21 protein-coding genes are annotated in these 24,737 nt (G+C 66.7%); 17 read left to right on the plus strand and 4 right to left on the minus strand.

The window, feature by feature from the left end:
• Window positions 1-195 precede the first annotated feature (195 nt).
• From ABFP37_RS14125 to ABFP37_RS14140, 4 genes are read left to right on the plus strand one after another with little or no spacing between them, the layout of a single operon-like run.
• Window positions 196-1,191, plus strand: a complete 996-nt coding sequence (locus tag ABFP37_RS14125) for a substrate-binding domain-containing protein (protein WP_347033957.1) — start codon at window positions 196-198, stop codon at window positions 1,189-1,191.
• Window positions 1,192-1,245: 54 nt separating this feature from the next.
• A complete protein-coding gene (locus ABFP37_RS14130; protein ID WP_347033958.1) occupies window positions 1,246-2,301 on the plus strand; it encodes an ABC transporter permease in 1,056 nt (351 codons plus the stop codon).
• A 5-nt stretch (window positions 2,302-2,306) separates the two neighbouring features.
• Complete coding sequence (locus tag ABFP37_RS14135; protein WP_347033959.1) at window positions 2,307-3,230, plus strand: ATP-binding cassette domain-containing protein; 924 nt, start codon at window positions 2,307-2,309, stop codon at window positions 3,228-3,230.
• Between the two features lie 30 nt (window positions 3,231-3,260).
• Window positions 3,261-4,295, plus strand: a complete 1,035-nt coding sequence (locus tag ABFP37_RS14140; protein WP_347033960.1) for a Gfo/Idh/MocA family oxidoreductase — start codon at window positions 3,261-3,263, stop codon at window positions 4,293-4,295.
• Between the two features lie 8 nt (window positions 4,296-4,303).
• On the opposite strand, the gene ABFP37_RS14145 is transcribed toward ABFP37_RS14140, so the two are convergent.
• Complete coding sequence (locus ABFP37_RS14145) at window positions 4,304-5,104, minus strand: gamma-glutamyl-gamma-aminobutyrate hydrolase family protein (protein ID WP_347033961.1); 801 nt, start codon at window positions 5,102-5,104, stop codon at window positions 4,304-4,306.
• Between the two features lie 40 nt (window positions 5,105-5,144).
• Here ABFP37_RS14145 and ABFP37_RS14150 point away from each other — a divergent pair, with 40 nt between their 5' ends.
• From ABFP37_RS14150 to ABFP37_RS14170, 5 genes are all read left to right on the plus strand, one after another.
• Entirely contained in the window at window positions 5,145-5,612 is a 468-nt protein-coding gene (locus ABFP37_RS14150; RefSeq protein ID WP_078028560.1) for an SRPBCC family protein, read from the plus strand.
• Between the two features lie 91 nt (window positions 5,613-5,703).
• Window positions 5,704-6,411, plus strand: coding sequence for a FadR/GntR family transcriptional regulator (locus tag ABFP37_RS14155; RefSeq protein WP_078028561.1), 708 nt, complete (start codon window positions 5,704-5,706; stop codon window positions 6,409-6,411).
• Between the two features lie 188 nt (window positions 6,412-6,599).
• Window positions 6,600-7,967 carry an MFS transporter gene (locus ABFP37_RS14160; RefSeq protein WP_347033962.1) on the plus strand — a complete coding sequence of 456 codons (1,368 nt, stop codon included), beginning with the start codon at window positions 6,600-6,602 and terminating at the stop codon, window positions 7,965-7,967.
• A 35-nt stretch (window positions 7,968-8,002) separates the two neighbouring features.
• Window positions 8,003-8,779 carry an SDR family NAD(P)-dependent oxidoreductase gene (locus ABFP37_RS14165; protein WP_347033963.1) on the plus strand — a complete coding sequence of 259 codons (777 nt, stop codon included), beginning with the start codon at window positions 8,003-8,005 and terminating at the stop codon, window positions 8,777-8,779.
• Window positions 8,780-8,939: 160 nt separating this feature from the next.
• On the plus strand, window positions 8,940-10,073 hold the full coding sequence (locus ABFP37_RS14170) for a Rossmann fold nucleotide-binding protein (RefSeq protein WP_078028563.1): 1,134 nt from the start codon (window positions 8,940-8,942) through the stop codon (window positions 10,071-10,073).
• A gap of 42 nt (window positions 10,074-10,115) precedes the next feature.
• On the opposite strand, the gene ABFP37_RS14175 is transcribed toward ABFP37_RS14170, so the two are convergent.
• Both ABFP37_RS14175 and ABFP37_RS14180 read right to left on the minus strand, forming a co-directional pair.
• Complete coding sequence (locus ABFP37_RS14175) at window positions 10,116-11,108, minus strand: matrixin family metalloprotease (RefSeq protein WP_347033964.1); 993 nt, start codon at window positions 11,106-11,108, stop codon at window positions 10,116-10,118.
• Between the two features lie 40 nt (window positions 11,109-11,148).
• Entirely contained in the window at window positions 11,149-12,351 is a 1,203-nt protein-coding gene (locus tag ABFP37_RS14180) for a VIT1/CCC1 transporter family protein (RefSeq protein ID WP_078028565.1), read from the minus strand.
• A gap of 303 nt (window positions 12,352-12,654) precedes the next feature.
• Here ABFP37_RS14180 and ABFP37_RS14185 point away from each other — a divergent pair, with 303 nt between their 5' ends.
• Window positions 12,655-12,894, plus strand: a complete 240-nt coding sequence (locus ABFP37_RS14185; RefSeq protein ID WP_078028566.1) for a hypothetical protein — start codon at window positions 12,655-12,657, stop codon at window positions 12,892-12,894.
• Window positions 12,895-12,981: 87 nt separating this feature from the next.
• Here ABFP37_RS14185 and ABFP37_RS14190 read toward each other — a convergent pair whose 3' ends face one another.
• Complete coding sequence (locus tag ABFP37_RS14190) at window positions 12,982-14,523, minus strand: sodium:solute symporter (protein WP_078028567.1); 1,542 nt, start codon at window positions 14,521-14,523, stop codon at window positions 12,982-12,984.
• 280 nt (window positions 14,524-14,803) lie between these two features.
• On the opposite strand from ABFP37_RS14190, the gene ABFP37_RS14195 reads away from it, so the two are divergent.
• The 7 genes from ABFP37_RS14195 (at window position 14,804) to ABFP37_RS14225 (ending at window position 24,710) form a co-directional block, all read left to right on the plus strand.
• Complete coding sequence (locus tag ABFP37_RS14195) at window positions 14,804-15,379, plus strand: cupin domain-containing protein (protein ID WP_078028568.1); 576 nt, start codon at window positions 14,804-14,806, stop codon at window positions 15,377-15,379.
• Window positions 15,380-15,586: 207 nt separating this feature from the next.
• Window positions 15,587-16,702 (plus strand): agmatinase, encoded by a 1,116-nt coding sequence (gene speB / locus ABFP37_RS14200; RefSeq protein ID WP_078028569.1) that lies wholly within the window; start codon window positions 15,587-15,589, stop codon window positions 16,700-16,702.
• Window positions 16,699-18,402 carry a thiamine pyrophosphate-binding protein gene (locus ABFP37_RS14205; protein WP_078028570.1) on the plus strand — a complete coding sequence of 568 codons (1,704 nt, stop codon included), beginning with the start codon at window positions 16,699-16,701 and terminating at the stop codon, window positions 18,400-18,402. The genes speB and ABFP37_RS14205 overlap by 4 nt, the downstream gene beginning before the upstream one ends.
• Window positions 18,403-18,603: 201 nt before the next feature.
• Window positions 18,604-19,083: a MarR family transcriptional regulator gene (locus ABFP37_RS14210; protein ID WP_078028571.1), complete on the plus strand. Its 480-nt coding sequence runs from the start codon at window positions 18,604-18,606 to the stop codon at window positions 19,081-19,083.
• 8 nt (window positions 19,084-19,091) lie between these two features.
• On the plus strand, window positions 19,092-20,750 hold the full coding sequence (locus ABFP37_RS14215; protein WP_347033965.1) for an MFS transporter: 1,659 nt from the start codon (window positions 19,092-19,094) through the stop codon (window positions 20,748-20,750).
• A gap of 166 nt (window positions 20,751-20,916) precedes the next feature.
• Window positions 20,917-22,650: an ABC transporter ATP-binding protein gene (locus tag ABFP37_RS14220; RefSeq protein ID WP_347033983.1), complete on the plus strand. Its 1,734-nt coding sequence runs from the start codon at window positions 20,917-20,919 to the stop codon at window positions 22,648-22,650.
• On the plus strand, window positions 22,647-24,710 hold the full coding sequence (locus ABFP37_RS14225; protein WP_078028573.1) for an ABC transporter ATP-binding protein: 2,064 nt from the start codon (window positions 22,647-22,649) through the stop codon (window positions 24,708-24,710). The genes ABFP37_RS14220 and ABFP37_RS14225 overlap by 4 nt, the downstream gene beginning before the upstream one ends.
• Window positions 24,711-24,737: the final 27 nt, after the last annotated feature.

A 24,737-nucleotide genomic window follows, 5' to 3' on the forward strand; every position in this document is an offset into this window, starting at 1 on the left:
GGGCCGCTGCGCGGACGGCGCAACGGCCTCGCAGCGGGCTTCGCCTAGGTTCCCGGCGCCGGATCTCGTTAAAACATCCTAATGTCAGGACAAACTATTGACATCTGTGGCCTGAGTCACCATGATCGGTGTAGCAGGCTTGCTGACCCCGCATCGTGGCGGAGGTCGCGGCCCCTAAATCAAAGGAGATTCATAGTGACCAAGTTTTCGTGGCGGAAGACGGCCGTGATGGCCGCTGTTGTGCCGATGCTGGCACTGAGCGCCTGTTCGAGCCAGGGCGGGCGTGCCCCCGAAGCGAACAGCGGCGGCGGTGCAGGCCAGGTTGCATCGACGCCCCGGATGAAGATCGCGCTGATCACGCACGCTCCGGCAGGGGACACCTTCTGGGACACCGTCCGCAAGGGTGCCGAGGAAGCGGCGGCGAAAGACAATGTTGAACTGCTCTACACCGGTGACCCGGAAGCCGGCCGGCAATCGCAGCTCATCCAGCAGGCCATTGACCAGAAAGTGGACGGAATCGCGGTCACGCTGGCCACGCCGGATGCGCTGAAGGACTCACTGAAGAAGGCAACCGCTGCCGGCATCCCCATCGTCAGCCTCAACGCCGGCGAATCCGTGTCCAAGCAGCTCGGCGCCTTCACCCACTTCGGCTCCAATGAGCAGCTCGCGGGCCAGGCGGTCGGCGAAAGGCTGGCGTCGCAGGGCGCCAAACACCCCATCTGCGTGATCCAGGCCCAGGGCCACGTGGGCCTCGAAGCCCGGTGCGCCGGTGTGAAGGCCAAGGTGCCCGGAACCGAGATCCTTTACGTGAACGGCGCTGACATGACCTCCGTCGAGTCCACCGCGACCGCGAAGCTCCAGGCATCCAAGGATGCCGACGTCATCATCGGCCTGGGCGCACCCATCACCCTGACGCTCCTGAAGTCCGTGGCCACGGCCGGAAGTTCGGCCAAGGTTGCCAGCTTCGACCTGAACCGTGAGCTCGCGCAGAAGATCGTCGACCACAGCGTGATGTTCACGGTCGACCAGCAGCCATGGCTGCAGGGCTACGGCTCCATTGATGCGCTGTGGCAGGTCAAGCGGGGCGGTTTCAAGATCGGCGGCGGCCAGGCGGTCCTCACCGGCCCGTCCATCGTCGATGAGTCCAACGCAGCGGACGTCGTGAAGTTCGCCGAACAGGGTATCCGCTAACAGCCCGCCAGCCGGGCCCGGCCACCACCGGGCCCGGCAGCAAGGAGAATCATCATGACTATGACCCAGACCATTACAAAACCGGCGGCGCCCGATGAGCGCGTCGTCAAGCGCAACCCCCTGCAGAAGCTGCTCGGCCGCCCGGAAGTCGGCGCCCTCGTCGGCGCGATCGTCCTCTTCGTGTTCTTCGCCTCCGTGTCCCAGACCTTCATCCAGCCGAACGCCCTCGCCACCGTCCTGTACGGCAGCTCCACCATCGGGATCATGGCGGTGGGCGTGTCGCTGCTGATGATCGGCGGCGAGTTCGACCTTTCCACGGGTGTTGCCGTGATCAGCTCCGCCCTCACAGCGTCGATGTTCAGCTGGTACTTCAGCATGAACGTGTGGATCGGCGTAGGACTGGCCCTGGTGGTGTCGGTGGGCATCGGCTACATCAACGGGTGGATCCTGATGAAGACCAAGCTGCCCAGCTTCATCGTCACTTTGGCAACGTTCCTGATGCTGACCGGCCTGAACCTGGGCCTGACGCGCATGATCGGCGGCGGCGTGTCCTCCCCGTCCATCTCCGATATGGATGGCTACGCGTCGGCGCAGGCCGTCTTCTCCTCGTCAGTGAACATCGGCGGCGTGGATGTGAAGAACACGGTCTTCATCTGGATCGTCCTGGTTGCGGTGGCGTCGTGGGTGCTGCTGCGCACCAAGGTGGGCAACTGGATCTTCGCCGTCGGCGGAGACGCGAACGCGGCCCGCGCCGTGGGTGTCCCGGTCAAGGCGACCAAGATCGGACTGTTCATGGCGGTCGGTTTCTGCGGCTGGATCCTGGGCATGCACAACCTCTTCGCCTTCGACGCCGTCCAGTCCGGTGAAGGCGTGGGCAACGAATTCCTCTACATCATCGCCGCGGTCATCGGCGGCTGCCTCCTCACCGGCGGCTACGGCTCGGCCGTGGGCGGCGCGATCGGCGCGTTCATCTTCGGCATGGCCAACAAGGGCATCGTCTACGCCCAGTGGAACCCGGACTGGTTCAAGTTCTTCCTGGGCCTGATGCTGCTCCTGGCCACCATCGTGAACCTGATCGTCAAGCGCCGCGCAGACTCAAGTAAGGGCTGAACACCATGAACGCCAAACAGATCGACCAGCAGCAGCTCCTCAAGGACGAGAAGGACCCGCTGACCCACACCCCCGTGCACCTCCTCTCGCTGGAGAACGTCGGCAAGCACTACGGCAACATCGTGGCGCTCACCGACGTCACCATGGCAGTGGACAACGGCCGCGTCACCTGCGTCCTGGGCGACAACGGCGCCGGCAAATCCACCCTGATCAAGATCATCGCCGGGCTGCACCAGCACGACGAAGGCGTCCTGAACATCATGGGGGAGGAACGGAAATTCGGCTCTCCCCGGGACGCCCTGGACGTCGGCATCGCCACCGTCTACCAGGACCTCGCCGTCGTCCCGCTGATGCCCATCTGGCGGAACTTCTTCCTCGGCTCGGAACTGACCAGCGGTTTTGGCCCGTTCAAGAGCATGGACGTCCAGCAGATGAAGGACATCACCAAGAAGGAACTAGCGGACATGGGCATCGACCTCCGCGACGTCGAACAGCCCATCGGCCAGCTCTCCGGCGGTGAACGCCAGTGCGTCGCGATCGCCCGCGCCGTCTACTTCGGCGCGAAGGTCCTGATCCTGGACGAACCGACGGCGGCCCTCGGCGTCAAGCAGTCCGGCGTGGTGCTGCGCTACATCCTGCAGGCCCGCGACCGCGGCCTCGGCGTCATCTTCATCACCCACAACCCGCACCACGCCTTCCCGGTCGGTGACCGGTTCCTGCTGCTCAAGCGCGGCAAATCGATCGGCTACTACGACAAGAAGGACATCACCCTCGACGAACTCACCGCCCAGATGGCCGGCGGCGCCGAACTCGCCGAACTCGCCCACGAGCTCGAACAGCTCGGCGGCCACGGCGACATCGTCAAGGAAGTCCAGGCGGAAGTCGCCGAGGCGGCAAGCGCCGGAACGCCGACCCAGCTGCGTGCCTGAACACGGAACCACTTCACTCAAAGGAAACGCATGAAGGACATAACGCTCGGACTGGTCGGCGTGGGCCGCATCGGCGTGATGCACGCCCGCAACATCACATCGCTGAACAGCGTGCTCCACGCACAGGGGATCAACGTGCGGCTCCGGCTGACGGATGTCGCGGCGGATCACGCCCGCACCGTAGCCGATAGTCTGAGCGCCGAGTTCCTGCCGTCGGTGGAGGAGCTGATCGGATCCGGGATCGACGGCCTGGTCATCGCCACCGGCACCGGCACGCATCCGGAGCTGATCAGGGCAGGCGTCGACGCCGGCATTCCGGTGTTCTGTGAGAAGCCGGTGGCCATGAACGTGGCGGATTCGCTTCCGGTCCTGGAGTACATCCGGGCCAACCGAGGCACCGTCCAGATCGGCCATCAGCGGCGGTTCGATGCCGGCTACCTCGAGGTAAAGCGCGCTTTCGAGGCAGGAGAGCTCGGCTGGATCCACTCGCTGCGCGCCGTCACCTGCGACATGGCGCCGCCGCCCGTGGAATTCCTGGCGACATCCGGCGGGCTGTTCCGGGACTGCTCGGTGCACGATTTCGACATCCTGCGCTGGCTCACCGGCCGGGAAATCGTCGAGGTCTACGCCAAAGGCTCCAACAACGGCGACCCGGCCATCGGTGCGGTGGGGGACGTGGACACCGCGCTGGCCTTCGTCACGTTCGACGACGGCACGCTCGGTTCCGTGGGAGCCTCGCGCTACAACGGGGCCGGGCATGATGTCCGGCTGGAAATCCAAGGCTCAGCCGGTTCCCTCATGGTGGGCCTGGACGAGAACTCGGCGCTGACGTCGGCGGAGGCGGGCATCGCGTTCCCGTCCGGAGAGTCCCACAAGACGTTCGCGGAGCGTTTTGACCAGGCCTACCGCTCCGAGATGGCGGCCTTCGTGGAGCTCGTGCTGGGCCGCCGGCAAAACCCGTGCACACCGGAGGACGCCGTGGCGGCTTCGCGCGTGGCGGACGCGGCGCAGGAGTCACTCGAAACCGGGCTGCCGGTGCGCCTGGCCGCCGCCATCGCCATCTAGGAGCAGTTTTACCCGCGGCACACGTCCACGAAGGCCCGGAACGGCGCCAGCCGCTGGGCCTCCGGCAGTTCGACTGCCTCGGGGTGCCACTGGACCGAAGCCACCCACCGGTCGGGATCCTCGAGGGCCTCCACTGTTCCGTCATCCGCGACTGCAGTCACCACCAGGCCGGGCGCCACGTGCGCCACGGCCTGGTGGTGTCCGGAAGCGATCTTCACGCTGCTGGCCCCGGTGCTTCGGGACACCGGATCCGTGACCGCGCCGTACAGCCGCGCCACCTTGGATCCTTGCGTGATGGTGACGTCGTGCCAGGCCCACAGCCCGCCGCCGTCAGCGGGGCTGTCGCGGTGGGGCACGGCTCCCGGTGCCATGTCCTGGATGAGCGTGCCGCCGTACAGGACGTTGAGCAGCTGGTGTCCGCGGCAGATCCCCAGCAGGGGGAGTCCCGCCTCGATCGCCTGCCGCGCCACCGCAATGTCCAGCCGGTCCTGTTCCGGGCTGACGTCGTAGCAGGCGCCGCCCGGTTCCTCGCCGTACAGCCGGGGGTCAAGGTCGCCGCCGCCGGGAAGGACGACGCCGTCAAGCGCCCCGGGCGACACGGCGCCGCGTCCGCCGTCGCGCGTTCCGCCGCCAAGCAGTTGGGGAGTGAGCAGCACCGGTTCCCCGCCGCCGCCGCGCACCAGGTCAACAATGTAATCGAACAGGTCGTTGGCCTCGGCCACCCGGGGGTCGGGGTCGGCTGAGCTGCTGAGCCGGACGGGAATGCCGATGCGCGGACGCCGGACACCGGCTGACGATGAAGTCTGCATGCTCAATTCTGCAACACTTTGGAACGGCTAGGCTGGCGGGATGAACAACCGCTACCTCGTGTCCAGGGACCGTTTCATTGCCGCCTCGCCGGAAGAGATTTTCGAGGTCCTGGCCACGCCGGCCCTCCACAGCGAAATCGACGGCTCGGACACCGTGAGGGGCGCCCAGCCCAGCGGACCAGAGAGGCTGGGGCCGGGGGCCAGGTTCGGCATGGAGATGAACGTCAAGGTGGACTACAAGATCCTCAACACTGTGACCGAGTTTGAGGAAGGCCGCCGAATCGGCTGGCGGCACTTTTACGGCCATGTCTGGCGCTACCTGCTGGAACCGGCCACGGACGGCACGGGGACCCCGGGTACGCGGGTGACGGAACAGTGGGACGCCCGGCAGGTCCGCGGCAAGCTCTTCCTCCGGTTGGTGGGCTACCTCCGGCGCCACCCGGCGAACATCGAAAGGACCCTCGGGCGGCTGGACGCCTATGTTACGGGCTCCCGTGCCAACGGCTGACCCGCGGCCGGGCGTTTTCCTGAGTGTGCCCGCGTTTCTGTAGTGTTAGGCGCATCGAGGGGAAGTATGCAAGGCGAAAGTAGGACGTTCCATGGGTCGCAGGACACTTGTTGACGACCTCGTTGACGGCCTGCTGGACGACGTCCTTGACGGGCGGCTGAAGCCCCACGACGCCCTGCCCCCGGAAGCCGACATCGCCAAGGCCTACGAAGTCAGCAGGCTGACCGTCCGCGAGGCACTCAAAGTGCTGCGGGCGCAGAACATCCTGTATGTCAAAGCCGGGCGCGGAACGTTCGTGAACCCCACGGACAACTGGACCGGCCTTGACGCGATCATCAAGGCGGCCTCGCACGGCAATGCCGCGGACCAGGTTTCGCGGGGCCTGATTGAAGTGCGGCGCATGGTGGAGACCGGCGCCGCCGCTCTCGCCGCCAAGCGCCACACTCCCGAGCACGCCGAGGAGATGCGGAAGTACGTTGCGGACATGAAGCGGCACCACGAGTCCGGGGACCTGGACGGTTTCGTGCTGGCGGACATCGCCTTCCACGACACGGTCCTGAAGGCTTCCGGCAACCCCTTCGTCCGCGCCCTCCTGGCCCAGCTGGGACAGTCGCTGTACCTGGCGCGGCGGGAGACCTCCGCCATCAAGGAAATCCAGCGGCACGCCATCGCCTTCCATCAGCGTGTGCTCGACAGCATCCTGACCGGGGACTCCGAACTGGCGCGCCGGGCCATGGATGAGCACATGGACCAGACATTTGAGGACTACGAGCGCTACGTTTACGGGCCCAAGTCCTGAGCCTGCGCGGCCGCCCTTGACGTAATGCGCATCACCCTTCTATGCTTTTGCTCATGTTCTTCCGTCAGATGTCTGACATCAGATCGAATTCTGATCCAGCTTCCTGAACCGGGCAGAACCCCCTCATAAAAAGCATCGGATTCCCGCCGCGCGCAGCCGCCGGTCCGGAACCGACAGATAGAAGGTCGATGATGACTTCATTAACCAATAGGTCCACCGGACTCGGAGAGCTTGGCGACCGCACGCTCCGCAAGGTCCGCCGCCGCGTCATGCCCCTGATCGTCCTGCTCTACTTCGTTGCCTACCTCGACCGGAACAATGTCGGATTCGCCAAGCTCACCATGAGTGAGGACATCGGCCTGAACTCCGCTGCCTACGGCCTTGGCGCCGGCATCTTTTTCCTCGGGTACGCACTCCTCGAGGTTCCCAGCAACGCGGGCATGTACCGCTTCGGAGCCCGGAAGTGGCTGGCGCGCATCCTGATCACGTGGGGTCTCTTCGCGACCGCCATGTGCCTGGTGAACGGCGAAAGCACCTACTACATCGTCCGGTTCCTGCTCGGTGCCGCCGAGGCCGGCTTCTTCCCGGCCATCCTGTTCTACCTGACCCTGTGGTTCCCCGCAGCGCAGCGCGTCACCGTGCTGGGCATCTTCATCCTCGCCCAGCCCGTGTCCAATGCACTGGGCGCCCCGGTCTCGGGGCTCCTGCTCCAGATGGACGGCGTGATGGGCCTGCAGGGCTGGCAGTGGCTCTACATCCTCGAGGGTATCCCCGCTATCCTCCTGGGCCTGCTGACCCCCATTCTCATGACGGACCGCCCGCGGGACGCCAAGTGGCTCAACACCGACGAGCGCGAATGGCTTGCCACCACCATGGACGCCGAACTGGCAGCCAAGTCCAAGGGCGGCAGCCACAACTTCCTCTCCGGCCTCAAGGACAAGCGCACCCTCGTCTACTCGGCCCTGTACTTCGGCCTCGTCTGCGGCATCTACGGACTGGGTCTCTGGATGCCCACCATCGTTGCGGCCCTCGGCAAGTTCTCCACGGCCGAGGTCGGGTTCATCGTCCTCATTCCTTACGCCATCGCCGCGGTCTTCGTGTACTTCTGGAGCAAGCGTGCCGACAAGACCGGAAAGCGCGCCTGGCACAGCTCGGTGAGCATGGTCCTCGCCGGAATTGGCCTGCTGGCTGCCGGCTACCTGCTGCCCGTCAACCCGATCCTCGCGATGATCGCCCTGACCGCCGCTGCCATGGGCATCTACGGCGCCATCGCCCCGTTCCTGTCCATGCCGTCCGCAGCGCTCACCGGCGCAGCCGCTGCTTCGGGCCTCGCCCTGGTCAACTCCCTCGGTAACCTCGGCGGCTTCGTGGCACCGTATGCCGTAGGCCTGCTCAAGGACGCGACCGGCAGTAACCAGAGCGGACTGCTCTTCCTGTCCTTCTGCCTCTGCGTCACGGCAATCGCCACCTACCTCTATGCACGCAAGCGCCCCGAGGGCGATGCAGCGCTGGATCCGGCCGTCGCAGCTGCCGCTGAAGTCACCGTTACCCGCTAAGTACGACCCAAGTACCACCTGAAGGAATACCCGCAATGAGCTCAACCACTCCTTTCCCCGCAGAACGCACGGTCGTGCTGACCGGTGCGGCCTCCGCCCGCGGCATCGGCCGCGCAGCGGCTGACCGCATGGCCCGCGAAGGCTGGTCCATCGCGATCCTGGACATCAACGCCGAGGACGCGAAGGCCGCAGCCGCCGAGATCGGCTCCAACCGAGCGGTAAAGGCAATCGGCGTCGGCGCCGACGTCTCCGATGCAGCGTCCGTGGACCGGGCGATCACCGAGGTGGAAGAAGCGCTGCCGCCGATCGTGGCCCTGGCCAACCTTGCGGGCATCAGCTCGCCCACCACCTTCATGGAGACCACCGTGGAGGAGTGGGACAAGGTCTTCGCGATCAACATGCGCGGAACCTTCGTCGTCTCCCAGCGTGTGCTCAAGGGCATGATCGAGCGCAAGCTCGGGCGCATCGTGAGCATCTCCTCCATCTCCGCCCAGCGTGGCGGCGGCACCTACTCCAAGGTCGCCTACAGCGCATCCAAGGCCGGCATCATCGGGTTCACCCGTGCACTGGCCCGCGAAGTGGGCCAGTTCGGCGTCACCGTCAACTCCATTGCACCGGGCCCCATCGACACGGACATCATGGGTGGCACGCTGTCCGAGGAGCGCAAGGCGCAGATGTCGGAAGGCATCATGATGGGCCGCGTCGGCACCCGCGAGGAAGTGGCCGCACTGATCTCCTTCCTGTTGGGCGAGGACTCGGGCTACATCACGGCCGCCACGTACGACATCAACGGCGGTCTCCAGGTCTCCTGACCTGGTTCCGGCAAGACACGACTGAAGCGCCCCGCGGCCCACGCTGCGGGGCGCTTCAGTTTTGGTGCCGGGCCCGCCGCACCCGCGCATGGCGGCGTCCGCGCCTGGCGGCGTCCGCGCCTGGCCCCCGCGCCTGGCACCACTCGCTAGGCTGGCACCCATGAACCCCTCCGGCAGCCTGACTCCCAGTCCTCGGACACTTGAGGTGGACAGCGTGGCCGGTTTCGACCAGCTGGTTCGCGCCGGCGCCAAGGCCATGCACGGCTGGCACGCGCAGTCGCTTGACCTCCGCGGGAGGTCGGCCGCGCTGGCCGCCTTGGACGCGGAAGGCGCCATTTTCCTGGGCTGCACGTTCGATCCCGGCGTGGAGGACTCACTGCGCCGGCGCGGTGCCCTGATTTTCCCGCGGCTCGGCGGCGTGCCGTTCGACCCCTACCGCGGTGAGCTGTACACACCGCAGGAGCTGTACGCCGGCATCCGGCACGCGCCGTATGAGGCAACCCCGGACGCTCTCGTGTACCAGTGGAGCATCCGGCCGGGCCAGCGCCGCCGCCTGGATTCCACCCTGGCGGCCGCCCTGCACGACCACGCCATCGGCGACGCCCTCGAGGCACTCGCGGGCTCGGCCCGGAGCGAGGGACGCACCATCGTCGGCGTGATGGGGGGCCACGCATCGCAGCGCGGAACCAAGGACTTCGCCGACGCCGCCATGCTGGGCCGGCTTCTCGCCCGCGGCGGGCGAATGGTGGCCACCGGCGGCGGGCCGGGCGCCATGGAAGCCGCGAATCTGGGCGCCTACCTGAGTGCGGTGCCCGGAACGGAATTTCACGGCGTCCTCGGTGAACTGTCCTCCGTCCCCGGCTTCCGCCCCTCGGTGTCCGCGTGGGCGCGGGCCGCGGAAGCCGTCGTCGAGCGCTTTCCGGGCGGAACCGCATCCCTGGGCATCCCCACGTGGTTCTACGGACACGAACCACCCAACTACTTCGCCACCCACATTGCCAAGTACTTCGCGAATTCGGTCCGCGAGGCCGTGCTCCTGGAGCTCTGCAACGGCGGGATTGTCTTCCTTCCCGGCGCCGCCGGAACCGTCCAGGAAATCTTCCAGGATGCGTGCGAAAACTACTACGGCGCCCCGGAGACAGTGACCCCCATGGTGCTCGTGGGGCGAGACCACTGGGAACGCCGGTTCCCCGCGTGGCCCATGCTCCGGAGCCTCGCCCAGGGCAGGAGGATGGAGCAGCGGATCTTCCTGGTGGACAGCGTGGAGGAGGCGCTCGCCGTCCTGGACGCCTGAGGGCACGTGCCCGCTGGAACCGCGGCTGGAGGACGCTGCGGCCTAGAGGTCCTTGCGGCAGGGCGCCTTGCCCAGCGCCTGCAGGCCGTTGAGGTCTCCGGAAGCCAGTCCGTCCGGAGCGCCGATCTCCGGGTACATCAGCTGGACGGGGTCATCAACGTGCTCGAGCCCCATCACGTGGCCCAGCTCGTGCAGGATGACCGCGGTGGCGTACGCGGCGCCGTCCGGGCGGTCCAGTTCCTCCGCAATCTGCGGGGCGTCCAGCTCGAGGCTGCCGGTGACAAACGTCTTGGGTCCGTCGCCGTAGCTGTAGTGCGTGCTGCCGCCGGTGCCGATGATCTGGCCCTTGAGTTTCGGCGCCACGTCCGGGTTGGTCCAGGCGACCAGCAGCGGCGCCCACCTGTCGCCGTACGTCCCTGGCTGGTACGGGGCGCGGTGTTCCGAGGGCTGTTCGTCCGTGGCGCCGTCGTTGATGAACCGGATGCCCGTGGCGCGGGACACGGTCTTGATCGCCTCGCTGACCAACCCGGCCGCTCCCTCCGGTGCCAGATCTGCGTTCACGACGTAGTGAAGCGGACGGCACGGCGAGTAGCCAACCGGGGTGCCGTCGGCATTCACGGCGAGGAACTTGTACGAGTCGCTGCGCTCCGCCGGAGGCACCGGCGTCCCCAGCGGCGAATCCGACTCCTCGAGGCCAGGCGGCGGCGCGTCCGCGGCGCGGCCTGCCCCACCGGGCTGGATACCTGGCTGCGCGGCCTGGCCGGTCTTCTCCGCCTGCCCGGCCTCCCCGGGCCCGGCCGCCCGGCCCGCGGGCTGGCCGCCGCCGGCGCGGAAATCCAGCAGCCCAACAAGGCGCGGATCCCCAAAGGCGAGTCCTGCCGCCAGGAAAGCCACACACCCGAAGACGGCGATGAGGACAAGATTGCGGACAAACCTGGCCGCCCCCGCTGGTGCCGAATGCCGCGCATGCTTCCTGCGCCGGAGTCCGCCGCCAGGGTGCTGGGCCCCTTCGCCCTGTTCGACCGGACCGTCCACTAAAGCGCCCCGGTAAGGTGCCGGGCGCCGGCCGTTCCCACTAGGCGATCACGGCGCCGAAGGCCATCCCCAGCAGATAGGTGACGCCGGCCGCGCCCAGGCCGATGGCCAGCTGCCGGAGGCCACGGGTCAGGGGAGAAGTGCCGGACAACAGGCCGACGACGCCGCCGGTTGCCAGCAGCGCGATGCCCACCAGGGCTGCGGCCACCACGAGCGCGCCGAGTCCCGTCATGCCGAAAATGAACGGAATGATGGGGACGATGGCGCCCGACGCGAAGAAGCAGAAGCTGGAGAGCGCCGCACCCCATGCCGTGCCCACAGCCTCGTGCTCATCCTCGGTTTTCGGCAGCTCGGGCCGGAGCGAAAGGCTCGGATCGCAGTCGCAGGCGAAGAGGCCCATGCGCTCGGCCACCCTGTGCTCGGCGGCCTCACGGGACATGCCGCGGGCGAGGTACACCAGCAGGAGCTCGTTGTGTTCGATGTCCAGCTGGGGAGCCGCGGCGAGCGTGACCTGGGTGGGAAGGGTTGCGGCCAGCAGTTCCCGCTGCGAACGCACGGACACGAACTCACCCGCGCCCATGGAAAACGCGCCGGCGAGCAGCCCGGCAATTCCGCTCAGCAGGACCACGGCACTGCCCACGCCCGTGGCCGCCATGCCCATGACCAGTGACAGGTTGCTGACCAGGCCGTCGTTCGCGCCGAAGACCGCCGCCCGGAACGTGCCCGCGAGCCGGTTGCGGCCGCGGGTGGCCAGGCCCCGCACCACTTCTTCGTGGATCTGTTCGTCGGCCGCCATGGCGGGGGTGGCGGACGGTTCCTTGGTGTACGGGGAGCGTCCTTCGGCGCGCTGCGCCAGCGCGAGCACGAAGACGGAGCCGAAGTGCCGTGCCAGGAAGCCGAGCAGCCGGCTGCGGAGCGAGGCGTGGCGGGGCTTGCCGGCGTGACCGCCGAGCAGCTTGAGCCAATGGGCCTCATGACGGCCTTCGGCTTCGGCGAGGGCCAGGAGGATGGCGCGCTCCTCGCCGGACCGGCTCTGGGCCAGGTCCCGGTACACGGCGGCCTCGGCGCGTTCGTCGGCCAGGTACTGGCGCCAGCGCTTGATGTCCGCTGCAGTGGGAACGCTGTTCGGTGCGGCGGTGTTTGGGGCTGGGTTCTTCGGGGCTGCGGCGGTGGATGCGGGGCCGAGCCCGGCGGGCGCCGTGGCGGCGTCGGGGTGGCGGTCAGATTTGGCGTGCTGAGACACGTGAGCTCCTGGGCTAGATGAGGCATGGTTCGGCCCCATTGCATGCCCAGCTTACCCCGCAATTCCGCGGATTTTCGGCCGGTGGTCCTCAGGCAAGAGTTTAGGGAGCCCTTAAAAATGCGGTCCCTTGCGGGGTTTTCCGTGGCCTTCCGCGCTGCCCTTGACCGCCCGCGCCCGTGGTGTTCGAATGAAACCCAGGGCGGGTTCGCCGGCAGGCCCGCCCCCGGCCGATTCGGGTTCAGGCCAGGCTGAAGGCGTGGTTCGATTCGGCTGCCGTCAGCCCTAGCGCACGGAGGTTTCACCATGAACACCAACGGCAAACTCCCCATCCCGCCCGTCCGGAACTCCCTGGAGTCCGATCCCGCCTACGACTACGCCGAGGACGCCCCCGTTAGCGATGACGAGACGGAGGAGGAGGAGTTGTTCGACGAAGCCGAGCGCGTGGTTCCGCTGGACGTGGACGACTTCCGCGGCGAGGACCAGCCCATCGTGCCGCCGCCATTGGACGGAGACGAGTTCCTGGAGTCCGAGGAAAACGAGTAAGCGCCGCCACCACCTTGCTGTGAACGACGACGGCGGTGCCTTCCCCGCGAAGGGAAGGCACCGCCGTCGTGATTAATTCGGTGAGGCTCAGGGAGCCGCGTGGCTGGCCACCGGGTGGGCTTCCAGCGGGAGTTCTTCGGAGACCGCTCCGGCAACGCGACGGTCCCAGGCCTCGCGGACCTCGGGCTCCGTGGGAGGGGTGAGGTAGGAGACCACGACGTAGACGAGCAGCGATGCCCCGAGGCCCCAGTAAATGGGATCGTTGGCGTAGACGCCGTCTTCGCTCGGGATAATCCCTGTTGCGTAGGCGATCAGCAGAGCCAAGGTCAGGACCGAGCCGACGGCCATGGACCAGGCCGCAGCGATGCCCGTGCCACGCTTCCAGACCAGGCCGCCCAGGATGGCAACCAGCAGGCCGCCCACCAGGATGTCGTAGGCGATGGTCAGGGCCACCACGACGTCCTGCGCCGCCATGGAAATCAACACGGCCACGATGCCCAGGCCGAGGACCCAGTAGCGGTTGGCCCTGACGTCGTGTTCGGGGTTTTCGGTGTCGTCGGTGTTGATCGTCTTGCCGAACCAGCTGGCTACGAACGGGACCACGTCGGCGCGGGCAACCGTTGCAGCGGCGATGAGGGCGCCGGAGGCCGTGGACATCATGGCGGCGACGGCGGCGGCCATGACCAGGCCGCCGATGCCGATCGGCAGGATGTGGGTCGCGACCTCGGCGTAGACAACGTCCTTGCCAAGGGCCTTGACGTCGATGTCGGGCAGGGCCACGCGGGCGGCCAGGCCGATCAAGGCGCCGGCGACGCCGTACAGGATGCAGTAGACGCCGGCGGTGGCGCCGCCCCAGCGGGCCACGGTGGGGGTCTTGGCGGTGAAGACGCGCTGCCAGATGTCCTGTCCGATCAGCAGTCCAAGTGTGTACACCACGAAGTACGTGATGATGGTCTGCACGCCGATGCCGTCGAGCTGGAAGAAGCTCGCGTCAACGCGGGCACGGATGCCGTCCAGGCCGCCCGCGGCGTTGAGGACGAACGGGAGCATGAGGAAGAAGATGCCGACCGTCTTGATGATGAACTGCACTTGGTCGGCGAGGGTGATGGACCACATGCCGCCGATCGTGGAGTAGACCAGCACGATGGCGCCGCCGACGGCGATGGCGAGCCAGCGCTCCCAGTCGAACAGGACCACGAAGATGGTGGCGTAGGCGCCCGTGGAGGTGGCGCAGAGCATCAGCGTATAGGCCAGCATGACGATGCCGGAGGTCTGGGTGGCGCGCTGGCCGTAGCGCAGGCTCAGCATCTGGGAGACCGTGTAGATCTTCAGCCGCTGGATGGTGCCGGCGAAAAGCAGGCTCAGCAGGAGAACGCCCGAACCGATGGCGACTACCAGCCACATGCCGGAGATGCCGAACTTGTAGCCCAGGCCGACGCCGCCCACGGTGGACGCGCCGCCCAGGACGACGGCGGCCATGGTGCCGGTGTAAAGCAGGGGACCAAGGCGGCGGCCGGCCACGAGGAAGTCGCTGTTGTTCTTGGTGCGGGACTTGCCCCACCAGCCGAAGGCTAGCATGGCGACCAGATAGGTCACCACGATGGCGATATTGACGAAGTTTGCGTCCATGATTTTTTGGGGCTCCTTGGAGCTCTGGCAGCTTGTGCTGGAATCCGGGGGAGTGCCGTTGGTGGTGCAAGGATTCCGCTGCTCTGGGAGTGGAAGTGTGAAGGATTCACCTTCGGTTGCTTGATAAGCAACACTTGTTGCACAAAAGCGTAGGCTGTGATCGGAGTAACAGTCAAGACGCAATCTCCTGTGACGCGATTCCCGCCGCGTCGGATCGGGGGCGGGCCGCTAGTATGGCTCCAAAGATGGGGCCGAGCGGCCGGCCGTGAAAGGTTCGTAAATGAAGGCACTACCAGTTGAGCCGAGCAATGTTCCGGTTGCCATCGGTTCAAGAATCCGTGCCGCACGCCAGTCGCAGCGGCTCACCATTGAACAGGTTGCCGATGCCACCGGCCTGACCAAGGGCTTCCTCAGCCGGGTCGAGCGCGATCTGACGTCGCCGTCCGTCGCGTCGCTGGTCACGCTGTGTCAGGTGCTTTCGATCTCCATCGGCGACCTGTTCGCCGCCCCGGAAACCCACCTGACAAAGCGCGACGCCGGCCCGCGCATCTCGCTGGGCGGCGAAGGGATCGTGGAGCGGCTGCTGACGGCGCGCTCCGAGCGGCGCGTCCAGATCATCCAGGCCGTCATTGCCCCGATGGGCCGCGGCGAATCGGAGCTTTATGCCGTTGACTGCGACGTCGATGTGCTGCACGTCATCAAGGGCACCATCAAGCTCATCCTCACCAATGAGGAGTATGTGCTCAATTCCGGCGACACCGTCACCTTCCCGGGGCGGGAACCCCACACCTGGGTGAACCCGACGGATGAATCGGTTGAGGTGCTGTGGGTCCTGGTGCCCGCAGCGAGCCGGTAGCCCCCTTTCTCCCCTGAACTGAGTTCTCCCTTGAGCTGAGCCGGCCGCTGTGGAAGCGGACCGGGCCGTCCGCCGCGCGTTCATGCCCCGCAGTGCCGCATACCCCGCCGTCGGAGATGTTTGTAAACAGATGATGCGCATTAGGAAACTTTGAGTGTATGATGGCTGTCACACCCAACCTTTCATCCTCGAAGGAGAGGCGTTCCTTTGGAAGAGCTGCGCATCGAAGCCAACGGCAACCTTGGCCCCATCGATTCATCCCGTATTCCCCGCTACGCCGGGGCGGCCACGTATGCCCGCCTGCCCCGCCTGGACCAGGTGTCCAAGGCGGACATTACGGTGGTCGGCGTGCCGTTCGACTCCGGTGTTTCCTACCGCCCGGGCGCGCGTTTCGGCGCCAACCACGTCCGCGAAGCCAGCCGGCTGCTCCGCCCGTACAACCCGGCCTGGGACGTCAGCCCGTTCGAAAACTGCCAGGTGGCCGACGCCGGCGACATGGCCGTCAACCCGTTCAACATCAACGAGGCCATTGAGACCATCCAGCAGAACGCCCTGGACCTCACCGCCGCCGGCAGCAAGCTGGTCACCCTGGGCGGGGACCACACGATCGCCCTGCCGCTCCTCCGTGCCGCCGCCGAGCGCGCCGGGGAGCCTGTGGCCATGCTGCACTTCGATGCGCACCTGGACACCTGGGACACCTACTTCGGGGCCGAATACACGCACGGCACCCCGTTCCGCCGTGCGGTGGAGGAGGGCATCCTGGACACCGAGGCCATCAGCCACATCGGCACCCGCGGCCCGCTGTACGGCAAGAAGGACCTCGACGACGATCACCGCTTCGGCTTCGGCATCGTCACCTCGGCCGACGTCTACTACCAGGGTGTCCTCGAGACCGTGGCCAAGGTCCGGGACCGGATCGGCAACCGCCCGCTGTACATCTCCGTTGACATCGACGTCCTTGACCCCGCCCACGCCCCGGGCACCGGCACGCCCGAGGCCGGCGGCATCACCAGCCGTGAGCTGCTCGAGATCATCCGCGGCTTCCGCGGCATGAACCTGGTGGGTGCCGATGTCGTGGAAGTCGCCCCCGCGTACGACCATGCGGAAATCACGGGCGTCGCCGCCAGCCACGTGGCCTACGAACTGGTGACCCTGATGGCGGACAACACCGTCGCAGGGGACCGGTTTGGTGCCGACACCGGCTACGCCGCCCAGTCCCTGGGACAGGAAGCGCGGCGCCCGGCCGGGTTCGCCGCCCCGGGAGCGCCGAACCGGGCCGCCGAACGCATCGAGATCTCCGAGGCAGCGGGGGCCGTCAAGTGATCGACTTCGACCCCGGGACGGCAGCCCCCACCAAGGGGACGGACGTCCGCAACGGCGGGGATCTCGTCGTCGAAACCCTTGAAGCCCTGGGCGCGAAGACTGTCTTTGGCATTCCCGGCCAGCACGCCCTGGGCCTTTTTGACGCCATGGGGCGCGGAAACCTCCACTTCGTATCCTCACGCGTGGAGAACAACAGTGCCTTCGCGGCGGACGGCTACTCCCGTGCCACGGGCGAAGTCGGCGTGCTGTTCCTGTCCACCGGCCCGGGCGCGCTGACCTCGCTCGCCGGGCTGCAGGAGGCCTATGCAACCGGCGTGCCCATGGTGGTCATCGCCAGCCAGATCCCGCTCGAGGGCCTCGGCGCGCGCCGCAAGGGCATGCTGCACCAGCTCGATGACCAGAAGGCCTCGGCCGCGAACGTCACCAAGAGCCAGCGGCTGATCCAGCACGCCTCCGGCATCCCGTCGGCCATCCAGGATGCCTGGACCGAGGCGATCTCGTCACCGCAAGGCCCTGTCTGGCTCGAAATCCCGCAGAACGTGCTGCTGGACCCCATCATGGTGCCGCCCGTCGAGGATGCGCTCGCGGAAGCGGCGGACAACCCGCCGCGCGTCGAGCTGGTCCGCGAAGCGGTCAAATGGCTGTCGACGGCGGAACGTCCCGCCATCATCGCCGGCGGCGGAACGCGCCGCGGCCGGGCGGAAAAGTCACTCCTCTCCATCGCGGAGAAGCTGCGCGCCCCGGTCATCTGCACCCCCGGCGGCAACGGCGCCTTCCCATGGAACCACGAGCTGTCGCTGCAGTCCTGGATCGAGGACCGCCACATGACGGACCTGCTCGAGGACGCCGACGTCCTGATCGTTGTCGGCTCGTCGCTGGGTGAAGTAACGTCGAACTACTTCACCTTCGAACCGCGCGGCAGGATCATCCAGATCGACGCCGAACCGCGCGTCCTGGAGTCCAACAGGCCCGGCCTGGGCATCCGCGCCGACGCCGGCCAGGCCCTCGCGGCGCTGGACGCGGCACTGATCGAGCCGCACGGGGAACGCGCCAACTGGCATGGCACACCGCCCGAGGACCTGGTCCGGGAATCGGTGGCCAAGGTCAGGGAACGGCTTGAATCCCAGGACCTCGGCAAAGAGCTCAAATTCATGGCCGATATCCGTGAAGCCGTGCCCCCGGAGATGCAGACGTTCTGGGACATGACCATCTCTGCCTACTGGGGCTGGAGCTGCTGGGACGCCCGCGAGGGGCAGTTCCACTCGGCCCAGGGCGCCGGCGGCCTGGGCTACGGCTTCCCGGCGGCCATCGGCGGCGCCGTGGGGCTGGAGACGGTGGGCAAGTCCGGCGCCTCGGCGCGCGTGCTGGCCGTGTCCGGAGACGGCTCGGCCATGTACTCCATCTCGGAACTGGCCACGGCCAAGCAGCACAACGTGCCGGTCACGTGGCTGATCGTGGACGACGGCGGCTACGGCATCCTGCGCGAGTACATGGTGGGGGCGTTCGGCAAGGCCACGGCCACCGAACTGGCCCGGCCCGACTTCGTGAAGCTCGCCGAGGCGTTCGGCGTGCCGGCCACCCGGGTGGCGCCGGAGGACGTGGGGGACGCGCTCAAGGCGGGCTTCGCCGCGGACGGCCCGAACGTCGTCGTCGTCGAAACCCTGCTCCAGATGTTCGCCCCCACGCACCTGGCCCCGTAGCCGCACCAGCAACCTCCTAAGCGCGAACAACTCAGCGCGAACCGGCAGCTAATGACCTCTCAGCACGAATTTGAGGTCATTAGCTGCCGGTTCGCGCTTCGTGTTTAAGGGCAGGTTTACCGGCCGGCAGAGCAGTTAGTTTCCTAAAGCAACCATTTAAGGGTATAGTTGCCTAAGGCAAGCGATTAGGAGCGGTCCGTCATGGCAGTCGAGCCAAACACCGCGGCAGAACTAGTCCACCAGATTTTCGACCTTCAGCGGGCAGTCCGGTGCGTTGCTGTCGCCAATGCGCGCGGCCTGGACACCGGGGTGGCGCTGCAGGGGGTCCTGCGGTTCGTGGGGGAGAAGGAGTCCCGCGCAACACACCTGGCCGCGCGGCTGGGAGTCAGCGCACCCGTCCTCAGCCGGCACATTGCCGAACTCGAAGAGCTGGGGCTGGTCCACCGCAGGCCCGACCCCGAGGACGGGCGGGCGCAGCTCGTCGCCCTCACCGAGGCGGGGCGGGCCAGGCTGGTCGAAATTGAGGAGCACCGCACCGCCACCCTGCAGGGTTACCTGCAGGGATGGAGCCAGCAGGACGCCGAGGAGACGGCGCGAGTTCTCCGCAATCTCGCGGGATCCCTCAGGGACTCCGCCCGGGCAAAGACGGCCGGACCCATCACAACGAACCCCACTTTCTAGGAGATTCAGTGTCGATCCAGACATCTGCGCCGCCCGCGGCGATGACCCATCGCCAGATCATGGAAGCCCTCACCGGCCTCCTGGCCGCATTTTTCACCGCCATCCTCAGCAGCACCATCGTGGCCAATGCGCTGCCCACCATCATGTCTGAACTGAAGGGCACGCAGACCGACTTCGCCTGGGTCATCACCGCAGCGCTGCTGGCCAACGCGGCCACCACGCCCATCTGGGGCAAGCTCGCCGACCTCTTCAGCAAGAAGGTCCTGGTCCAGCTCAGCATCGTGATTTTCGTCGCCGGATCGGTCATGGCCGGCCTGTCCGCAACCATCCCCCTGCTACTGACTGCACGCGTTATCCAGGGCGTGGCCATGGGCGGGCTGACGGCGCTGGCACAGGCGATCATCGGATCCATGATTCCGCCGCGCGACCGCGGCAAGTATTCCGGCTACATGGGCGCCGTCATGGCCGTCGGCACTGCCGGCGGACCCTTGCTCGGCGGTTTCATCGTCGACAGCCCGCTGGGCTGGCGCTGGACATTCTTCGTCTGCGTGCCGCTCGCCGTCGTCGCCCTGGTTCTGCTCCAGATCACCTTGAAGATCCCGCACATCAAGCGTCCCGCCAAGATCGACTGGCTCGGTTCCATCCTGCTCACGTCCGGCGTCAGCCTCCTGCTGATCTGGGTTTCGTTCGCGGGTAACCCTGACTACTACGACTGGTGGTCCTGGCAGTCGGCCCTGATGGTGGGCGGCGGCGTGCTCCTGCTCGCGCTGCTGGTGTTCGTGGAGTCCAAGGTGGCCCAGCCCATCATCCCGCTGAAGATCATTTCCGAGCGCACCACAGCACTGGCCATCGTCGCCTCCGTCGCAGTCGGAGTGGCCATGTTCGGCTCTTCCACCTTCCTCGGCCAGTACTTCCAGATTGCACGCGGCGCCACGCCAACCGAGGCCGGCCTGCTGACCCTGCCCATGATCGCCGGCAACCTGATCGGCTCTGTGGTTTCAGGACTCCTCATCAGCCGCACCGGCAAATGGAAGCGCTACCTGGTTGTGGGCTCCATTCTCCTCATTGGCGGACTGGGTCTCGGCGGCACCATGGACCACACCACCGAACTCTGGCAGGCCGGCATCTTCATGGCCATCCTGGGCCTGGGGCTCGGCATGCTGATGCAAAACCTCGTCCTGGCCGTCCAGAACACCGTCAGCGCACGCGACATCGGCACCGCCAGCGCATCCGTGGCCTTCTTCCGGTCCGTGGGCGGCGCGATCGGCGTCTCGGTCCTGGGCGCCGTCCTCGGAAACCGCGTCAAGGAACTCGCCGCCCAGGGATTCGCAGCGGCCGGCATCCCCGTGGGCGGCGGATCGGCAGGGGCTACGCTCGACCTCGCCGACATGCCTGCCCCCGTGCGGGACATCATGCGGGCAGCTTACGGCGACGCAACGGCCGAGATCTTCCTGATCGCAGGCGTTATTGCCGTGGTGGCGCTCATCGCCGTCCTGCTCATCACGGAGCGCCCGCTGCGCCGCACAGTGGACATCCAGCCCGCCACCCGCCCCGCAGATGCCGCGCAGGGTCCGGCCGGCACCGGTGAGGCGGCGGAGCGTGAAGTACAGCCGCGTGAAGCACGGCAGGAAAGCCCGACGGCGGAACTCACCTCCGCGCGTAACTGACCCGCAGCCTGCTGCGCGCCCCGAGCGTACTCCGTGGGGATGATCTTCGCCTGCCGATGTTTCGCACGGGCAACGGATTTCGTAGAGTGGGAAGGCCTAGGATGTCAGACCGGGCTGATATTACTTCCAGTACCAATTCGCGCTCTCTCCCAAAGGATACGTGAGCATGCTCGTCACCCTCATACGGCGCTATTCCAAACCGTATATGCCGTACATATTGGCCGTTATTGTTTTTCAATTGGCGTCCACCATCGCGGCCCTGTACCTGCCAAGCCTTAATGCCCAAATCATTGACGAAGGCGTTTCCCGCGGCGATACCGACTTTATCTGGCGGACGGGCGGCGTCATGCTCGTGGTGGCGTTCATCCAGGTGGGCGCCGCCATCGCTGGTGTGTACTTCGGCTCCAAGACGGCCATGGCCGTGGGGCGCGACCTGCGCCGCGGCGTTTTCCGCAAGGTGACCAGCTTCTCCGCCAAGGACGTCAACACGTTCGGTGCACCCACGCTGATCACCCGCGGCACCAACGACGTCCAGCAGGTGCAGATGCTGGTGCTCATGGGTCTGAACTTCATGGTCTCCACCCCCATCATGTGCATCGGCGGCATCATCATGGCCCTCCGGGAGGACATCAGCCTGTCCTGGCTGGTGTGGGTCTCGGTGCCGGTGCTCATCGTCGTCGTCGGCTACATCGTGGTCCGCCTGATGCCGCTGTTCCGGTCCATGCAGAAGAAGATCGACCGCATCAACGAGGTCCTGCGCGAGCAGATCATCGGCATCCGCGTGGTCCGGGCCTTCGTCCGGGAGCCCTACGAAACCGAGCGTTTCGGCGAGGCCAACAAGGAACTGACGGACGTCTCCCTGAAGATCGGAGCGCTGTTCGTCCTCATGTTCCCGGCCATCGGCATGATCCTCCACCTCTCCACGGCAGCCGTGCTGTGGTTCGGTGGCCAGCGGGTGGACTCCGGCGACATGCAGGTCGGCTCCCTGACGGCCTTCCTGCAGTACCTGCTCCAGATCCTCATGGCCGTCATGATGGGCACGTTCATGGCCATGATGATTCCCCGCGCGTCGGTGTGCGCGGACCGCATCGGCGAGGTGCTCGACGTCGAGCCCTCCATCCATGACCCCGAACACCCGGAGACGCCCGCGGCACTGGAAGGCGTCGTGGAATACCGGAACGTCACGTTCGCCTATCCCGGGGCGGAAGCCCCCGTCCTGAGCAACATCAGCTTCACCGCCCGCCCGGGGGAGACCGTGGCGATTATCGGCTCCACGGGCGCGGGAAAATCCTCGCTGCTGTCCCTGCTGCCCCGGCTGTACGACATCGCCGAAGGCGAGGTGCTGCTCGACGGCGTCTCCGTCAGCAAGCTGGACCGGGCCGAGATCACCAGACGCGTGGCCCTCGTACCGCAGCGGCCCTACCTTTTCTCCGGAACCATCGAGCACAACCTGCGCTTCGGCAAAACCGAGGCAACCGACGAGGAACTCTGGGACGCCCTGCACGTGGCGCAGGGCGACGGATTCGTCCGGGACAAGAAAAACGGCCTCGCGTCCCGGATCGCCCAGGGCGGCACCAACGTCTCCGGCGGACAGCGCCAGCGCCTGTGCATCGCCCGGGCTCTGGTGACAAAACCCAGGGTCTACCTCTTCGACGACTCATTCTCGGCCCTGGACGTCGCCACCGACGCCCGGCTCCGCGCAGCCCTGAAGCCCACCACGGCCGACGCCACGGTGATCATCGTGGCGCAGCGGATTTCCACCATTACTGACGCGGACCAGATCCTGGTCCTGGACAACGGCAGGATCGTGGACCGCGGCACGCACGATGAACTGCTGGAAACATCGCCCACCTACCAGGAAATTGTTGAGTCCCAGCTGAGCGTGGAGGAAGTGGCATGACGGCCGACAAGAAGGGCGCACGCCTGGATAAAGCATCACTCGCGGAGCAGCCGGCCACGGACGCCACGGAGCTGGAGGACGACGACTTCGTCGAGGAGGAGTACAAGCCTTCCGAGGCGGACGGCGGCATGTTCGGCGCGATGCCGGCGAAGAAGGCCCAGAACTTCTGGCCCTCCGCCAAGCGGCTCCTGAGGCTGCTGAAGCCCGAGGCCGCGGGCATCTACGTCGTGGTGGCCATGGTCATCGTGTCCGTGGTTCTTAACGTCATCGCGCCCAAGGTGCTCGGCCAGGCCATGGACGTCATCTTCGGCGGCGTCGTAGGCAAGCAGCTCCCCGGCGGAGCCAGCAAGGAGCAGTTCGTCGAGGGCCTGCGGGCGCAGGGCCAGGACAACTTCGCCGACATGATCTCCCGGATGGAGCTCGTCCCCGGCACCGGAATCGACTTCCAGAAGCTGACCGTCCTGATTTCCGCAGTGCTGCTCATGTACTTCGTGGCCAACATCTTCCTGTGGCTACAGGGTTACGTGCTGAACCGGATTGTCATGAAGGTCATCCGCCAGCTCCGCGACGACACCGAAAAGAAGCTCAACCGGCTTCCGCTGAACTACTTCGACACCCGCCAGCGCGGCGATGTCCTGTCCAGGGTCACGAACGACGTCGACAACGTCCAGCAGGCGCTGCAGCAGGCTTTCGCCCAGCTGATCAGCTCGGTGCTCACGGTCCTAGGCATTGTCATCATGATGTTCATCGTCTCGTGGCAGTTGGCCCTTATCGCCCTGATCGCACTGCCGCTGTCCGGCGTGGCCGCCGGCATGATCGGCGCGCGCAGCCAGAAGCTGTTCGCCGCGCAATGGAAGAACACGGGCGAGCTCAACGGCCAGATCGAGGAGTCCTTCTCGGGCCACGACCTGGTGCGGGTCTTCGGCCGCGACGCCGACATGCTGGAGCGCTTCGAGGAGCGGAACGAGGCCCTGTACAAGGCCAGCTTCGGCGCCCAGTTCGTCTCCGGCATCATCTTCCCGGTCATGCAGTTCGTTTCCTACCTGAGCTACGTCGGCATCGCCGTGGTGGGCGGCCTGCGCGTTGCCTCCGGCAGCATGAGCCTGGGCGACGCCACGGCGTTCATCCAGTACTCGCGCGAGTTCACCCAGCCGCTGGGCCAGATGGCGGGCATGGCCAACATGCTGCAGTCCGGCGTGGCCTCGGCCGAGCGCGTGTTCGAGTTCCTGGACGCGGACGAGCAGGACCCCGAGACCGCCACCGAGCACCTGCCGGCCAAGACCGACGGGCACGTGGAATTCCGGAACGTCACCTTCAGCTACACCGAGGACAAGCCGCTCATCGAGCACCTGTCCTTCACGGCCGAGCCCGGGCACACCGTGGCCATCGTCGGGCCCACGGGCGCCGGCAAGACCACCCTGGTGAACCTCGTCATGCGCTTCTACGAGCTCAACTCCGGTTCCATCACGCTGGACGGCGTGGACGTCACACACCTGAGCAGGGCCGAGCTCCGTTCGAAGGTGGGCATGGTGCTGCAGGATGCATGGCTGTTCGGCGGCTCCATCTACGACAACATCCGGTACGGCAAGCTCGACGCCACCGAGGACCAGATCATGGCGGCGGCCAGGGCCACGTTCGTGGACCGCTTCGTCCGGGCGCTTCCGGACGGCTACGACACCGTCATCGACGAAGAGGGCAACAACGTCAGTGCCGGCGAAAAGCAGCTCATCACCATCGCCCGGGCCTTCGTGGCCAACCCGTCACTGCTGATCCTGGACGAGGCAACGAGCTCCGTGGACACCCGCACCGAACTCCTGGTGCAAAAGGCCATGGCGGCGCTGCGCACCGACCGGACCAGCTTTGTCATCGCCCACCGGCTCTCCACCATCCGCGATGCCGACACCATCCTGGTGATGGAGAACGGCAAGATCGTGGAGCAGGGCAACCACCAGGCCCTCCTGGCGTCCGAAGGCGCCTACTACCGGCTGTACATGTCCCAGTTCGCCGGCGCGGATGCTGAGGAAACGCCCGTGGACGACTCGACGGCGGTGCACAGCTGAGCGCGGCCGGATCCGGAAGCCCCGACC

The sequence above is a fragment of the Burkholderia sp. RS01 genome (genome assembly GCF_039748055.1).
Classification (GTDB): domain Bacteria; phylum Actinomycetota; class Actinomycetes; order Actinomycetales; family Micrococcaceae; genus Arthrobacter.